This window comes from Aestuariibaculum sp. M13, assembly GCF_024723255.1.
Classification (GTDB): Bacteria; Bacteroidota; Bacteroidia; order Flavobacteriales; family Flavobacteriaceae; genus Aestuariibaculum; species Aestuariibaculum lutulentum.
In genome coordinates, this window is the sequence record NZ_JANIAC010000002.1 from 41,302 (window position 1) to 56,588 (window position 15,287).

The 15,287-nt window shown below is 31.3% G+C and carries 15 protein-coding genes; 10 read left to right on the forward strand and 5 right to left on the reverse strand.

Annotated features, from left to right (window positions below):
- Positions 1 to 20 precede the first annotated feature (20 nt).
- The 10 genes from NO995_RS07345 to NO995_RS07390 all read left to right on the forward strand — a co-directional run bounded on the left by NO995_RS07345 (position 21) and on the right by NO995_RS07390 (position 8,901).
- Positions 21 to 602 carry a conjugal transfer protein gene (locus NO995_RS07345; protein ID WP_258226932.1) on the forward strand — a complete coding sequence of 194 codons (582 nt, stop codon included), beginning with the start codon at positions 21 to 23 and terminating at the stop codon, positions 600 to 602.
- Between the two features lie 3 nt (positions 603 to 605).
- Positions 606 to 1,445: a hypothetical protein gene (locus NO995_RS07350; protein ID WP_258226933.1), complete on the forward strand. Its 840-nt coding sequence runs from the start codon at positions 606 to 608 to the stop codon at positions 1,443 to 1,445.
- A gap of 12 nt (positions 1,446 to 1,457) precedes the next feature.
- Entirely contained in the window at positions 1,458 to 2,069 is a 612-nt protein-coding gene (locus NO995_RS07355; RefSeq protein ID WP_258226934.1) for a conjugal transfer protein TraK, read from the forward strand.
- Positions 2,070 to 2,176: 107 nt separating this feature from the next.
- On the forward strand, positions 2,177 to 3,112 hold the full coding sequence (traM, locus tag NO995_RS07360) for a conjugative transposon protein TraM (RefSeq protein ID WP_258226935.1): 936 nt from the start codon (positions 2,177 to 2,179) through the stop codon (positions 3,110 to 3,112).
- Positions 3,113 to 3,129: 17 nt separating this feature from the next.
- Positions 3,130 to 3,927 carry a conjugative transposon protein TraN gene (locus tag NO995_RS07365; RefSeq protein WP_258226936.1) on the forward strand — a complete coding sequence of 266 codons (798 nt, stop codon included), beginning with the start codon at positions 3,130 to 3,132 and terminating at the stop codon, positions 3,925 to 3,927.
- A 135-nt stretch (positions 3,928 to 4,062) separates the two neighbouring features.
- Positions 4,063 to 4,431 carry a hypothetical protein gene (locus NO995_RS07370; RefSeq protein WP_258226937.1) on the forward strand — a complete coding sequence of 123 codons (369 nt, stop codon included), beginning with the start codon at positions 4,063 to 4,065 and terminating at the stop codon, positions 4,429 to 4,431.
- Positions 4,432 to 4,935: 504 nt separating this feature from the next.
- Positions 4,936 to 5,592, forward strand: coding sequence for a LytTR family DNA-binding domain-containing protein (locus tag NO995_RS07375; RefSeq protein ID WP_258226938.1), 657 nt, complete (start codon positions 4,936 to 4,938; stop codon positions 5,590 to 5,592).
- A gap of 234 nt (positions 5,593 to 5,826) precedes the next feature.
- The gene (locus NO995_RS07380) at positions 5,827 to 5,988 is read left to right on the forward strand and encodes a hypothetical protein (RefSeq protein ID WP_258226939.1); all 162 of its coding nucleotides are present in this window, start codon (positions 5,827 to 5,829) and stop codon (positions 5,986 to 5,988) included.
- A 191-nt stretch (positions 5,989 to 6,179) separates the two neighbouring features.
- Positions 6,180 to 8,216 (forward strand): tetratricopeptide repeat-containing sensor histidine kinase, encoded by a 2,037-nt coding sequence (locus tag NO995_RS07385; protein WP_258226940.1) that lies wholly within the window; start codon positions 6,180 to 6,182, stop codon positions 8,214 to 8,216.
- 7 nt (positions 8,217 to 8,223) lie between these two features.
- The gene (locus NO995_RS07390) at positions 8,224 to 8,901 is read left to right on the forward strand and encodes a response regulator (protein WP_258226941.1); all 678 of its coding nucleotides are present in this window, start codon (positions 8,224 to 8,226) and stop codon (positions 8,899 to 8,901) included.
- Between the two features lie 180 nt (positions 8,902 to 9,081).
- On the opposite strand, the gene NO995_RS07395 is transcribed toward NO995_RS07390, so the two are convergent.
- The 5 genes from NO995_RS07395 to NO995_RS07415 all read right to left on the reverse strand — a co-directional run bounded on the left by NO995_RS07395 (position 9,082) and on the right by NO995_RS07415 (position 15,283).
- A complete protein-coding gene (locus tag NO995_RS07395; RefSeq protein WP_258226942.1) occupies positions 9,082 to 9,588 on the reverse strand; it encodes a hypothetical protein in 507 nt (168 codons plus the stop codon).
- Positions 9,578 to 10,786 (reverse strand): hypothetical protein, encoded by a 1,209-nt coding sequence (locus NO995_RS07400; protein ID WP_258226943.1) that lies wholly within the window; start codon positions 10,784 to 10,786, stop codon positions 9,578 to 9,580. The genes NO995_RS07395 and NO995_RS07400 overlap by 11 nt, the downstream gene beginning before the upstream one ends.
- Positions 10,786 to 12,966: a type II secretion system protein GspD gene (locus tag NO995_RS07405; RefSeq protein WP_258226944.1), complete on the reverse strand. Its 2,181-nt coding sequence runs from the start codon at positions 12,964 to 12,966 to the stop codon at positions 10,786 to 10,788. Before NO995_RS07405 ends, NO995_RS07400 begins: the two co-directional genes overlap by 1 nt.
- A gap of 25 nt (positions 12,967 to 12,991) precedes the next feature.
- The gene (locus tag NO995_RS07410; RefSeq protein WP_258226945.1) at positions 12,992 to 14,401 is read right to left on the reverse strand and encodes a GspE/PulE family protein; all 1,410 of its coding nucleotides are present in this window, start codon (positions 14,399 to 14,401) and stop codon (positions 12,992 to 12,994) included.
- 480 nt (positions 14,402 to 14,881) lie between these two features.
- Positions 14,882 to 15,283: a general secretion pathway protein GspG gene (locus tag NO995_RS07415; RefSeq protein ID WP_258226946.1), complete on the reverse strand. Its 402-nt coding sequence runs from the start codon at positions 15,281 to 15,283 to the stop codon at positions 14,882 to 14,884.
- Between the last annotated feature and the right edge of the window lie 4 nt (positions 15,284 to 15,287).

Below are 15,287 nucleotides of genomic sequence, written 5' to 3' on the forward strand. Positions count from 1 at the left end.
ACCATTAAAATCCAATTGTCATGAAGCATAAAATCAGAACATTAGCTTTAATATTCACCATTATTGTGTTAATGCCAGCAGGCGCTGCCTGTCAGGGGATGCCAGTATATGATAATACAAACTTTATCAGTCTGGCTAAATCGCTTATAGAGTCGGCCAAGCAGACCTCACAACTACTAAAAACTGTTAGTTTTTTAAAAGAGCAAAAAGACCGTATAGAGCAGGTGAGTAATGTCATCAAACAGCTCAATGCTGTAAAGGAATTGTATAAAAACAATCAGCAGCTCTATAATCTCATACAGGATGATTTAAGAAAAATACTGAACTCCCCACACATCAGACCTGAAGAGGTTGCCCGAATCTCAGCATCTTTTGATGCGATTATAGAACAATCACTGGAGGATCTGGATTTTGTATCTCAGATTTTATCAAGTAACACCCTTGATATGACTGATGCCGAGCGTGCGGTATTCTTAAAAGAAAAGGAAGAGCAGTCCAAAGAGATGGTGGCTGAAGTCACTTTGAAAACGAAGCGCTATAAAGAAATCATAGCCTTTAGAGACATGCAGGATCGCATCAATAACCGGGAAACAAACTATTAAACAATGGCTGGTATTTTTTTAGGCATCGGATTGGAATATGTAGACGCTGTATTTACGACGATTAAAAACAGTGATTTTGCAGAGTATACGATAACGGGGATGAAATCTCTGGCTGTGCTGTTTTTTCTGATTAATATCTTAAAAAAATACAATGAAGGTATCGCTAATAAAGAGGGATATACCTGGGGACTGACTCCTACAGAACTGGCCAAGAACTTTGCCGTGGTCATCTTAGTGATATTTTCCACTCAGGTACTAAGTGTATTTGATGGGATATTGGTTGCCATTGAAAACCAGTATAGAGATACGGCTCCGGCACTCCTTCCGCTTCAGATGCAGGATCTGGATATTGAAGCTGACGTGAGTGCCATGGAAGCCGCCAAAAAGGCCATGATATTATTGTATGAAGCATTGGTAACACCACTGTTTGGGTTAAAAGTAGTTGCATTCATTATAGCACTATTTCTATGGCTTCTGGATCTGTTTATCTATCCCTTGTTTTTAGCAGAGCGTTATTTTTTACTGGGCATTATGCAGGCCTTTTTTCCACTGGTCATTAGTCTTTCTGTATTTGAAAAGTTCAGAAGTATTGGCTATCATTTTTTTAAACTCTATGCAGGGGTGTATATGTTGGTGCCAGCTTTTTTTCTGGTTAATGTCTTTGTCAATAATCTCTATACCGAGATCAATTCCAACTTTTGGTCAGAACTGTTTGGAACCGATTGGGGAAGTCATCTTTTTGGACCAGTGTTGGAATTAGGATCCATTGGATTCATTGTCTTTTTGAAGTTTAAACTCTACCGGCGAGCTACCTCTTTTACCATTCGATTATTTACTAATTAAAAAACTTGTCTTATGAAAACCCCTTATAAAGATATTTACTCAGTACTGAAACTAAACCGATTTATTGTTTATACCGTGGTCATTGCAGCAGCCATTGTCAGTGTGGTGTCTATACTGTTGGTTATAAAACAGCATAAGCAAATGACGGAAAATGCCTTTGCCATAAGTACGGAAGGAAGTGTGATTCCCTTGAAACTCGTGTCGCAGTATGAGAATCTGGAAGTAGAGGCTCTATCACATCTAAAATTGTTTCATAAATATTTCTATGATATCGATGCGACAAATTATGAGCGTCAACTGGAAAAAGCCTTATGGCTGGGTAACAGCTCCGTGGATGCGCTTTATAGACAAAAGAAAGCTGATGGGGTGTATAACCGGCTCCTTCAATATTCTTTAGTACAAAAGGTAACACAGATTAGTTCTCAAGTTAATATTCAAAAGGAGCCCTATCAGTTTGAAACCACTATCATTTTTGAAATTAATAGAGGCGCAGTGATTGATAGGTATGAGCTTATTTCAACTGGGTCACTGATTCATGTCGATCGGAGCTTTCCGAATAATACCCACGGACTTTTGATAACTAATTATTTTGAAAAAAGCTTAAGGAAATTAGAAATGAATTAAACACGATTCATTATGAAAGCCCATAATGGGCAATAGGTTAAAATTAGTTTTTACCTACAGAAATAATTTAATAACTGAACCTTAGGTTCTTGATAAAATTTGAACAGATGAAATTAGAAAAAAATAAAATGGTATTTGCTGGCATCATTCTTTGTGTCCTGCTGTTTATTGGCGGATATGGAATCATGCTTAAGGAAAAGGATAAGGCCCCTGAAATGAATACGAATCAAATATTATTGCCTGATCTCAACGATGACAAAAAACAATATGAATCTAAACTAGAAGCCATAAATGACTTAAAAGAAGTCAAACAGACCAATGCTCCCAGTATCTATGATGAGCGATATCTGGACTCTTTAGGCGTTTATGATACAGGTTATATCGACAAGCAAAAATTAAAAATAGTTGATAGTATCTATAGAAATAGTAGAATCTATTATACTGATGATCCTGAAATAAGAAGAAATCAGGGAAAAAGGAGTTTGCCAGTAGCGGAATCCAAAACGATTATTCCTGAAGTACAATCAGATAAAATAATAGAAGAAGAAACAGATGCTAAAACTTTGGCACTGGAACATCAACTTTTTTTTGCTTCAAACCCTCAAGGCGTTGTTTCTGGAGCTTATGACAAATACATTCCGGTGGTTGTTGACGGGACTCAAACTGTGAAAGCCAACTACAGAATAAAAATGCGGCTTTTAGAAGATACTGAAATCAATGGCAGAATATTTCCTAAACATACGGAAGTGTATGGCTTTATAGATTTTAAACCCAATAGAACGATTATCGATATCAGTAACCTGAATCACTATCCTATTAAACTAAAGGCTTATGACTGGACTGATGGCAATGAAGGTATTTATGTGAAAAATAGTTTTAGAGGTGAGGCCACCACCGAAGTTATCGGTGATGTCGTTCAGGATATCAATATCGCTGGGCTACCTCAAATAGGAGGAGTGAAGGGGATTTTTCAGAGACATAACAGGAGTATTAAAGTTACGGTATTGGATAATTATAAACTATACCTCAAAATAGATCAATAACCCTAAAACAATTCATTATGAGAATTTTAAATATGATAGCCATACCATTTTTAATGAGCTTAACTTTAAACGCACAACACTTAAAGCCTTTGGATACGATTTATGCCAATGATAAAATGAATGTGGCGTTATTTTTTCCAGATTATATTCGTCAGGGAATAACTGGATCGGAGGATTTTGTATTTACCTATAACAGGGAAAAGAAACAGTACTTTGGATTATTACAAGCAAGACCAGGACATCAAAGCAACCTCTTAGCTGTTACTGATAATGGGCAGGTGTATTCTTATATTGTTAAGTATAAAGATTCCATAACAAGGCTCAATTATTTTGTGTCTGAATCAGAAAGTATCGGAAATGAAATTCCTGAAATACCGATTAAGGAAAGTATTATTAATGAAGATTCTTTAACGATTAAAAAGCATCAGTATTATGAAAGGTTCAGCCAGTATCTTTTAGGACAGGATTATTTTGCCGAGCGTACCAAACGTAAAAAGGGAGTTGTTTTAAAACTTTTAGAAACCAGATATCAAAATAATGAGGTTTATTTAGTATTTGACATTAAAAATAAGTCAGAGATTGATTTTGAAATAGATTATCTAAAGGTGTATAGGGTATCATCGAACAAGAAAAGAAAAGCATCCTATCAGCAATTGGAACTTGATGTTATTTATAAATGTGAATTTCCTAAAAAAGTAGTTATTGGTAATTCACAAATGTTTGTTTATGTGTTAACTAAGTTTTCAATGGGAGATAATGAAAGATTGGAAATTAGTATTTTGGAGAAAAATGGAAATAGAAAAATAGCATTATAAATTTATTTTTTAAGTTAAAACTGTCCTTACATCGATTATACTGGTCTCAGAAGGTTTTATTTCATTTTAAGTTTATAATTTATTCTCTAAAAGGTAAGAATAATCATTATATTCATAATTCAAAAAACACAAAATATGGCTTTAACAGATTTTTTTAGGATAAATTTTCCATATGGAATGAAGAAAAATAGTAAAGGAGAATGGTTTGTTTTTAATCGCGAGTATGTACCAATTGGTTTTAATACTGAAGTATTTAAAAAGAATAATATAAATAGAGACACTCCGCATGGTGATTTACCAATTTATGCAAAGTATAAAAAGCTGACTGATTCAGTTATTTTAGAAATTGTGGAAGAAGAAACTAATGTTAAAAGAAATAAACAAGGTGAAATTGAAACCGTTTGGTTTTATAATGATGAAACTAACCCCAGAACAAATCCAGTGTATTGGGACTTGTATTTTTATATAATTATGGAGCTTTCTAAGTTAGAAATTGCACAATAACAAATGAATTTTAATTTGCTATAGGGCTTTGCTTGGATAAGTGTGGAATTGTTGATTGTATCATGGTTTATTATAGCCATGTTTCATATTACGATCATTCACATCCTAATGAAATTTAGATTGAAATTCAAGATCTTTTTCAGTTTGTATAGTATTATTTATAAATGTGATTTAATTTAAAAGGTTGGAATTGGGGATTCTGCCAAGTTTGTTTATGTACAATCTAAGTTTTCATTTGCATACAATGATAGAATGGAATTCGAGTTGTTAGAATAAAGAAATAGAAAAGAGTTAATTGAACGAAATTTTATCGAAGTTGTTGTAGATGTTTAGATTTATTAAATAAAAATATTTAATAGAAAAGCCTTAATTTTTCTAATGTAACTCCATTAAATTGATTTTTTGTGCGTCTGTAATTTTACAAACCAAAAGGTAATCGATTTGTATAATTATTTTATTGTAGATAGTAAGGAGAGTTTACTAAATAACTATTTAGTAAAGCAGTTGGAAGAATTATCAGGCTTTAATTGTATTGGAGTTTCAAATGATTATAATCAATTAATGAATATGATTCTTAAGGAATCACCGGATATCATTTTCATAAATATTGATATAGAAAATTTTAATGCATTTGATCTAAAGAAAGAGGTAAATGAATATTTAAATACCAGACCAGAGTTTATCGCCATGTCAAGATCTAAGGAGAAAGCTTATGAATCAATAAAAGCTGGTTTTTTTGATTATTTGTTATTACCCATGGAAGATTTAGATTTAAGAAAATCAGTACTTAGATTTAAAAAAAAACGCCCTAAAAAGGCAATTAACACAATATGTCTGAAATCGTATAAAGATTACAGGTATTTAAATGTGGAAGAAATCCTTTTTTTAAGAGGAGATAATAATACAACAGACTTTTATATGGAGGATGGAAGTGTTATCAACTCATTTAAAACCCTGAAGACTTACGAATCTATCTTACCACAGAATTTTTTCAGGGTTCATAAAAGTTATATTGTGAATACTAACTTTGTTTCTAGAATTAATTATGGAGATTCTAAATGCACACTTAAAAAAATCAATAAAAATGTACCATTTACCCGTTTTTACAAAAATAATGTAGAACAAATGGTAAACAATTTAGCTCCTAGTTTAGCAGTGTAAATTGTTGTTTTCTCTCCAAACCTTGCATGTTTCTCTTAGAGGTATAGCTTTTACTAAATACGCTTTTAAAAGTTTCTACTGTTGTTTTTTACAGTATACATTTGCCTTCAATAAAGAATTCTTTTACTGATTATCAATACACTAAAAAACGTGTTTTGACTCAGTTTCATGCGCGCATTTCGAGTTTCAGCTAGCATCTGGCTCATACCTATTGTCTAATTAAAACGAAATGCAATGCTATTAAAGCGTACCTTTTTTTGGGGAATTATAATATTCTCAAATATTTTATTATCCTGTACAAAACAAGATATAGATCAGGATGACACATTAATTACTGAATTTGATGTTCATGCAACTGACCCAGATGATAAACCTATAACACCGCCAAATGATTAATTATTTTACCAAGGCCCTAAAAATTTAGGGCCTTGATTTTTATGTGGGACTATTTAAGTGTATTACTTAATAATGTGTGAAAAATTGGTTGTAATATGTTGTTGATATTCACTATGTAAAGGTTATAATTATCTTAAATCTCATCCTATTTACATTTTATAATGTTTTTTTTGCAAAAAAAACTAGGTTCTTTGAAATTAAATCGAAATAAAATATTTTACAAAATTGGCCTTTCAATACTAATAGCTGTATTCCTTATTTCTTGCCATTCCAAAAATAATGTTAGTAAACAAGTCTTTGATCAAAAAGTGATAGATAGCATATCTGTTTTGGTTAAAGAAGGTTTTGTTTTCACAGGATTGAATGAAGATAAAACTGAAATTTTAAACAATACTATTTCACTTATTGATAGAATTCAAAATGATACTTTGAGACTTAGGGTGCTTTCTAATATTAGTACGGAGGCTTTAAATTCCCAAAATGAGGTTTTATTTGACCGCTTAAATAAAAAAAGGCTTCAATTAGCAAAAACTTTAAAAGATACTGTGGAGGTAGGTGTTTCTTTCTTTGATTATGGAAGTTTTTACGCAACAAATGAGGTTTTTGATAGTGCTTACTTTAATTATCAACAAGCTAATAAGTGTTTTGAAAGTATAGACGATGACTATTGGTCGGGTAAAACTTTTTACAGTATGTCTTCGATTAAGAATGACTTAATGGATTTTACGGGTAGCGAAAAACTTGCTTTTCAGGCAGTGAAGAAATTAGAAGGATTAAATAAAAATACATCTCTTTATCTGTGCTATAATCTTATTGGTATTAATTTTCAAAAACTAAATAAGTTTGAAAAGGCCTTATTTTATCATAATAAAGCTCTAAGAATATATTCAAAGATTAAAGATAAAGGAACTTATTCTGTCACCAGTTTAAATAATTTAGGTTTAGTTTACCATCAAAACGGAGATTATCAAAAGGCTATTGAATCTTTTCGTGAGGCATTACAGTTTGATGGGCTAAGAGAGGTAAATGTTAGGTTATATGCAAAATTATTAGATAATTTAGCTTACAGTCGTTTTAAGTTTGGTGATACTACAGGTCTTTTAAGAGATTTTGAAAAGGCCTTAACTATTAGAGATAGTATGAGTAATATATCTGGGATTGTAATTAGTAAACTACATCTGGCTGAATATTATGAATCAAATTATAAGCTTGATATGGCAATAATCAATGCTAAGGAAGCTATTGAGCTAGCAAAATCAGTTAATAACTATAAAGATGAATTAGCTGGTCTTAAGTTGCTTTCTGAATTCGATAAAAAAAATGCCTCAAAATACCTTAAATCTTATATAGCTTTAAATGATAGACTACAGATTCATGAGAGATCCATAAGAAATAAGTTCACGAGAATAGAATACGAAACAGATGAATATATTGAGGAGACAAATCGTTTAACGATTCAAAATATATTGATATCTGTAATTGGGAGTACAATAATTGTAATCCTGATTTTATTTTATTTATTTCACAGGCAGAAGGCTAGAAATGAAGCCCTTCGACTAGAGCAAGATCAGCAAAAGGCAAATGAAGAGATATATTCTCTAATGATGAAACAACAGATTAAATTGGAGGAGGGTAGAAGAGAGGAAAGAGATAGGATTTCAGAGGAGTTGCATGATGGTGTTTTGGGAAGGCTTTTTGGTACAAGGGTTGGATTGGGGTTTTTAGATTTAAGCGGGAAAGAAGAGGATGTGAAGGATTTCAGTGCATATGTGAATGAATTACATGTGCTTGAGAATGAAATCAGGGATATATCACATGCCCTTAAAAATAGTATATTGAAATCAGAAAGTAGTTTTTTTTCTGTAGTAGAGGATTATATAACTAATTTGAGTAAGTCACATAGATTTCATTTTGAAATAAAAGAGGATAAAAATATTCTATGGGGTGATGTTGATGCTAAAGTTAAAGTAACTTTGTATCGTATTATTCAGGAAGCCATTCAAAATATCATAAAGCATGCTCAAGCCAATAATATAGTTATTGAATTTTGTTTTAAAAATGATAAGTTAATATTGAAGGTTAAAGATGATGGGATTGGGTTTGATAATACAAAAATGAAACAGGGAATAGGATTAAAAAATATGCAGTCTAGAGTGAATAAATTTAATGGTTCGATTGATATTTTTACAAAACATAAAGGAGGAACATTAATAACTGTTGAAATTTAATAAAAGAATGAAGAAGATTTTTAATGTGTTAGTAGTAGATGATCATCCACTTATTGTTAAGGCTTACCAGAAGGCTCTTGAACACGTGAGTGAGGAGAATTTGAATTGTCATTTTAATTTTGAATCGGCAAATGATTGTGATACGGCAGTTATTAAAATAGAGCAAGCTTTGATACAGGATGGTTTTGATTTGGTGTTTTTAGATATAAGCCTTCCTCCAACAAAAGATGGGAAAATGATCTCAGGAGAAGAATTAGGAGTTCGGTTAAGACAAGCTTTTCCTGAAGTAAAAATAATTGTCTCCACATCACATAACAAAAACATTCGTTTAAATAGTATTTTTAAAAGTCTAGATCCGGAAGGGTTTTTGATAAAGAATGATTTAACTTCCGAGGTTTTAGTTGAAGCTATTAATACAATCATGACAGATCCTCCTTATTACAGTAAAACTGTATTGAAATTTTTGAGAAAAACGTCTTCAAATGACTTTGTATTAGATAAAGTCGATAGACAGCTCTTGTATGAAATTTCACGAGGAACAAAAATGAAAGAATTACCAGATATATTAATGTTGTCCATTGCTGCGGTGGAGCGAAGAAAAAGAATTTTGAAGGAGGTTTTTAATGTGGAAGACAAAGGAGATCGAGAACTTATTCAAGCTGCTGAAAATGCTGGTTTTATATAAAATAAAACGCTCTAATTAATTAAAATTAAAGCGTTGTGGTCATTCTTTTTTCTCTCAAGTTAAAGAATTAATAGCGATACAAATTTAACTTGTTTATCGAAATTTAGAATAAGGTTTTTCATTAGTTATTTTAAGGTGTTTTTTTTGCATATTGAGTTTTATCTAAGCGAGCTTATAAGTTTATCCATAGCTTTTAAGAAGAATCTGAGCTTGAAGGTACTGTTTTGAAGTTTTGAAATTGGTTTTCTTTTCAAAATGAAGATTAATGATTTCTCCAAATTTGGTTTCTTGTTCTAGTATATATATTAGCTTTATTATAGAATTGTAAGATCCTTCGAGTGTAAATTGATATGTGTTTATTATTAAATCATTTGATGGAACAGTATGAGGCTCAATAAAATTTATAACTTTTAAATCTGTACTATCAGCATAAGTATTGATGGTTTGTAGTAGGTTATTTTGAATAGAGCCTTTATTTAATCTGTATTTACTTAAAATGGAATCAAAATAAACTTGCTTTTGTTTTAAAATTTGCATTTGTCTGGGTGTATCTTCTAGAAGGACAGATGTATTTTTTAATGAATTAAACTCCTGCCTGATGGCAATCGTTTTAGAGATCGCTAGTTTATATGCTAGTACTAAGGTTAAGATAAAACCAACAATTAACCATATACTTTTAGTTTTCATGCTTTAAATATATTTTTAAACTAAATTCCGATTGAGATGATGATACATTAGAAAAATTTAAAATTTCTATTTTTTGTATCCATTCTAGCTTTTCAAGCTCATTAATCCACAAAGGAAAAGACTCATTATTTGAAGATTCTCCTGAGATTAATATAGTATTTTCATTAATTTCAATAGGTTGGGATGCTTTTATTCGTTTTTCCAAAGGATGATAGTTCAGTTCTGTTAACAAAATAAAATCAGGCGATTTCTGAACGATTTTATTTATATAAAATGAACTTCTAGAGGAACTTATTTTAAGCATGTCATCTGCTTTTTTTTGCAATCTACCAACATCTTCTTGTAAAGCTTGAATATTTTGTTTTGTAGTTTGATGGATTTGAGTTTCTTCTTTTAACAAATTAACTCGTTCAAAATAATGGTTAAAAACAAAAAAATTAATTAATAAAATCGATAGTATAAAAACTCCTGAAAACTTTAGAAATTCTTTAAAAAACCTTGATTCTACATAATTTTTATGCAGGGATTGAATTAGAGGTTGGAGGTTGTGTTGTGGTTTAAAATGATTTAAAACAGAATTTAGTGCTCCAGAAATTGATAATATATAATTGCTATTCGATTGGATTCCATTAATATCGTAAAATTCCTCAGAATCGTTTTTTGTTTTTTCAATTGTGACAATTGTTTGGTTGTAGCATGAGATTTTAGAGTTTGAAGTATATATATAATCTGCGTTAATAAAATTCGATAAGCTTTCAATTGCCAAGTTTCCCAGAGAAATCCGAGTTATATTTATGTTGAAATTGGCATATTCGGAAATTAATCCAGCAACATGTTGTTTTCGACATATACTTATAAAATGATTGGAGTCTTGACTCACTATTTCATAATAAAACTCATCTATATTGATGTTTGGGAAAGCTTCATAAACTAAATTTAAGGGTTCATGTTTGTTGTTATTTAGTCTTTTAGTAAGTACATTTTCGTTATTAATAATGATTGAGGCATGTTGATGGTTACTTACTTTTGTGGATAGTTTCTCAATAGAGGTTGCATTAAACTGTGATTTTATTTGTAATTCACTTTTGTGCTTTTTTAAAATTGTGGCGTATATAATGTTTTGTCCATTTTGTGAACTATGCTCAATGCCACAAAATATATTGCCATACTTTAAATATGTTTCAAGTTTCCTTATCATTAATAAATTACAGTTGGTTTTATAAGTACAGTCAGTTTAGATTTCGAATCCTCACGTTTACGTTGACTAAAAAGCCATTTTATAACAGGAACTCTCGCTAAGAAAGGGACACCTGATCCTGAATCATTTTTAACTTGTTCTTCTAATCCTCCTAAAACGACAATGTCCTGATCCTGTACACGTATGATAGAACTAAATTCTCTAGAACTTAAATCAGGTGGAGCATCTTCAGCAATTCTTAATCCAAAGCTGGATTGAATAACAAAAATATCTAAGGTTACTTGACCATCTCCAGAAACCAGAGGCTTAATAGTTAATCCTAGTTCAGCATCAATGGGTTCATAGTTTGTGATTTCAGAAGTTTGAGGGTTGTCTGTTCCATAAATATTGCGCTGCGTTACCGCGTAATAAGAGGTCTGACCATTGGAAAAAGTTGCTCTGTGGCCGTTTAGTGTAGAAAGTTTTGGTGTTGAACGGATTTTGATATTCCCATTACTTTCCATAGCTTTTATAGTAGCAAAAAAATTAGGCACAACTTTTCCTAAATTGACATGTCCAAATCCATCAAACCCATTAAGCACTTTGTTAATGGTTTGGGCTCCTAAAGTCAAATCTGTTTTTGGATAAATACTTCCTTGAGTTTCGACAGATTCTTCACCTATACCCCAGCTTACCCCAGCTTCAATAGTGGAGTTTCGATTAACTTCTAGTAGCATGACCTCGATTAATATTACAGGGATTGGTTTATCTATTTTTTTGATAAATTCTTTGAATCGCTGAACTTTTGTAGCTGTACCTAAGACGTAAAAGCTATTTAACTCCTGATCAATTTTAATATCTAAATCGTCCTTTATGTTTTCGGGAAGAATGTTTAATAATGCTTCCACTTGAGTGTTTGAATTAGAAAAACTATTTTGACTATTGTAGTTAATATTTTCTCTATTATTTCTGTTAGAGATAGAATTCGAATTGTAATTATTACTATTGGTGTTGTTATAGCTATTACTGAAACGATCTTGTGTGTTATAGGTTCTTCCCACTGTTCTATTTGAACCTGCTGAAGGATCAGAGAGAATTTCTATAGAGCGATGGAGTAAAGGAATGATAGCCACTTCCCGAACACTTAATTGATCCTCTGTTCCAAAGAAATAGATGTTGTTTTCTTTTTTAAAGGTAAACTTTGTAGCATTTTGAGATTGCTTGAAATTTTGAATTTGATTTGTTCTACTGTTGTTACTTTGTGGTTGTATGTCTATTTCAGATGATGTACTAATCTGAGAACTTTGTTCAAATATTTTTGTTAGCAAATCCTCAAAGGAAATAGATTTTGTTTTAAAGGTTATATTTCCAGCTTGTTCTAAAGGAGTTGCAGTAAAAATATTTATATCTAGAGCTGTTCCAATATCATCAATTATTGAAGATATAGGCGTATCCATGAAGTTTACCTCCAAAAGTTTTCTGTTTTTATCTAAGATTTTAAAATTTAGATTAGAACTTTTTGTTCTTCGTATAGAATTGTCAGACGCATTGTCTGAAGCATATTCTTGGAAAATGTAAAAACCATCTTTTGTTTTTTCTAGTTCTAGTTGATTAGCCAAAGCGAGTTTATCCATAGCAGAATCGAAAGGCATACTCTTAATGTAAGAGGTTAAATTGTTGGATTCCATTCCAGGAGTAAATACCAGATTTTTGCCAGATTCATCTATTATCCGTTTAAAAACGTCGTACAATTTATCATTTTTAGCATCAATACTAATGGTGTTTTCTCCCGGGTTGTAAGTAATTGGAATAATTCTTTCCTTTTCTTGTTCGATGGGAGCCTTGTATTTTTTGATGGCTAAAATATTACCTGAAAAATCTATGGTCAAATCATACTCTTTACATAAAAAGGCTAATAAATCAGCAACAGTAACATTTGAGAAATTATTAATAATAGAAGTTTGATTCAGTTCGGGAGAAAGTGTAATGTTAATATCATGTATTTCTGAAATTCCTAAGAGCAAATTAGATAAGGTTATATTGCTAACGCTGATTTCAGTTTTGACTTTTTCTGAGAGCCCATTATTATCAACAGCTAAAATGTCTAGTTGATTTTTTATTGAAGCTATTCGGTTGTCATACCCTTGAGCAAAACAGAGGTTAAGGCTTAAAAAAAGGATTAAATTAAAATAGAATTTCATATAAATTGGTAAGTTATAGGACAGGTTAATCAATTAAAAGCGCATAGACTTCCTCGATAGAGGTTATGCCTTCAGCTATTAACTCAAGGGCATTATCTTTGAGTGTTTTAATTTTATTAGCATTTAAATATGAATCAATTTCTAGTTCATTGTTTTTTATATGGGGTGTTAAAGATTTAGAAACGGGTATGATTTCATAAATTGCTTTTCGTCCTAGATAGCCTGTATGATAGCATTGATTACATCCAATTGGAATATAATGCATATTTAAATGTTTTGGTTTGTGAAAATGCAAAGGAAAGTCTTCTTTTCCAATAGGTCGTTCTTGCTTGCAAGTAGGGCATAAATTTCGGACTAAACGTTGCGCAACACTAACATTTAAAGTGCTTGCAATTAGAAAAGGCGGAACACCCATGTCTATAAGTCTAGAAACCGTTGCCCATGCAGAATTGGTATGCACCGTAGATAGAACTAAGTGACCAGTAAGCGCGGCTCTAATAGCCATATTAGCCGTTTTTACATCTCGAATTTCACCAACCATTATAACATCTGGGTCTTGTCTCAAAAATGTCCTTAATGTGCTAGAAAAGTCAAGTCCAATGTTTTCTTTTAACTGTACTTGATTCACACCTTCTAAGGTGTATTCAATTGGATCTTCAATAGTTACAATGTTTGTTTTATCATCATTTAATAATTTAAGCGTAGCGTAAAGCGTCGTGGTCTTTCCTGAACCGGTAGGTCCTGAGATGAGAACTATGCCATTCGGCCTTTTGATGGTTTCTTTATAAATTTTAAGTTCTTGTTGAGTAAAACCTAAATCCTCTAATTGTATATGATTTGCATCCTTACTTAATAAACGAAGTACGATTTTTTCGCCATGCAGAGTGGGTAAAGTAGAAACACGTATATCAAATTCGGTATGGTTTGTCTTAATGGTTATTCGACCATCTTGCGGTAAGCGTTTTTCCGAAATATCTAAACCAGCTTTAATTTTTAATTTATTGATTATAACAGGGTATTCATGTAAGGCTATAGAAAAATACTCTTTTAGTTTACCATCTAATCGAAATCGAATACGGCATTTATGTTCGTATGGTTCGAAATGAATATCACTACTTCCTAAGTTTTTAGCGGTGAGCAGTAATTTTTCAAGAAAGTCATTGGAATAGTGTAAATCATCCTGTTTTTTGTGCTGCGATTTTCTGTAATTCAGTGTCAGATACTTAAGAATATTTTCTCTGGAGTCTGTAACTATTTCAATTTCATGACCTAAAATAACCTGTAATTCTTGTTTAAATGACAGACTATCGTCTTCAGCTTTAATTACTAAGTGCTTTTCCGTTTCTTTTATTGGTACGATTTTATAATGATATGCAAGTTCGCTATCTATTTTTTGGATCAAAGAAGGAGAAATTTGAAACGTTTGATTTTCCATAATGAATTAAAATTGATAAATAGTTTCAATGATGTTTGACCAATACCCTAAATAGATAGCTCCGATGAAACAAGACATGTATCCTGCTAAAGGAATTGTAGTAGATTTATTTTTTAAAATCAAATGAAGAAGAAGTGAAAATATTAATGCAAATACAAAAACGACGATAAATGTTACGGTAGGGAAAGTACAAGTTAAAGCAAAAAATAGAAGAATATCCCCAAGTCCTATGGCCTGTTGAAAATCAATTTTTAGTTTCAATTTTATGTAGAAATATAAAATAAAAATCATTAAGGAAACAATGGTTGTATTTGTAATAAAATTTATTAAAAAAGTATGCCATGAGGAATGGTTCAAGTATAGATAAGCAAATAAAATAGCAGATATAGGAAATAATATCCAATACACTAAACGCTGCTTAATGTCTTGATAAGCTATACTAAACAATACAAATATTAATAGTATTTTAAAAACCATCACTTAATCTTTTACGGTTTGAATAGGAATACCGTTTTCATCAATCTCCCAAACATTGAATGTGCCATCTCCATCGAAATCAGTAATTGCAGTTGCTCTTGCTTTAAACTGATTGTTATTACTTGCTATGATTTCGTAAGTATAGTTACTTGTTCCGTTTTCATTAACCGTTTTCGGGGGCGTAAAATCGATATCATTAAAATCAAACGCATATGTAGAATACATATAACGATATGAGGTTTGTGAATTATAAATGTATTTGAGTTGAGTTTGTGCTTCAATGCTTTTAGTTTTACTAATGAGTGGCATTAAATTAGGTAAAGCTAAAAGAAGTAATATACCTATGATAATTAATACAATTAAAATTTCCTGAAGATTAAATGCTGGAATTTTTTTTATTTTCATAAAG

Excerpts from the sequence above, each read along its gene's own strand:
- NO995_RS07345 (WP_258226932.1), top strand. The coding sequence starts at position 21 with ATGAAGCATAAAATCAGAACATTAGCTTTAATATTCACCATTATTGTG.
- NO995_RS07350 (WP_258226933.1), top strand. The coding sequence starts at position 606 with ATGGCTGGTATTTTTTTAGGCATCGGATTGGAATATGTAGACGCTGTA.
- NO995_RS07355 (WP_258226934.1), top strand. The coding sequence starts at position 1,458 with ATGAAAACCCCTTATAAAGATATTTACTCAGTACTGAAACTAAACCGA.
- traM (WP_258226935.1), top strand. The coding sequence starts at position 2,177 with ATGAAATTAGAAAAAAATAAAATGGTATTTGCTGGCATCATTCTTTGT.
- NO995_RS07365 (WP_258226936.1), top strand. The coding sequence starts at position 3,130 with ATGAGAATTTTAAATATGATAGCCATACCATTTTTAATGAGCTTAACT.
- NO995_RS07370 (WP_258226937.1), top strand. The coding sequence starts at position 4,063 with ATGGCTTTAACAGATTTTTTTAGGATAAATTTTCCATATGGAATGAAG.
- NO995_RS07380 (WP_258226939.1), top strand. The coding sequence starts at position 5,827 with ATGCTATTAAAGCGTACCTTTTTTTGGGGAATTATAATATTCTCAAAT.
- NO995_RS07390 (WP_258226941.1), top strand. The coding sequence starts at position 8,224 with ATGAAGAAGATTTTTAATGTGTTAGTAGTAGATGATCATCCACTTATT.
- NO995_RS07395 (WP_258226942.1), bottom strand. The coding sequence starts at position 9,588 with ATGAAAACTAAAAGTATATGGTTAATTGTTGGTTTTATCTTAACCTTA.
- NO995_RS07400 (WP_258226943.1), bottom strand. The coding sequence starts at position 10,786 with ATGATAAGGAAACTTGAAACATATTTAAAGTATGGCAATATATTTTGT.
- NO995_RS07405 (WP_258226944.1), bottom strand. The coding sequence starts at position 12,966 with ATGAAATTCTATTTTAATTTAATCCTTTTTTTAAGCCTTAACCTCTGT.
- NO995_RS07410 (WP_258226945.1), bottom strand. The coding sequence starts at position 14,401 with ATGGAAAATCAAACGTTTCAAATTTCTCCTTCTTTGATCCAAAAAATA.
- NO995_RS07415 (WP_258226946.1), bottom strand. The coding sequence starts at position 15,283 with ATGAAAATAAAAAAAATTCCAGCATTTAATCTTCAGGAAATTTTAATT.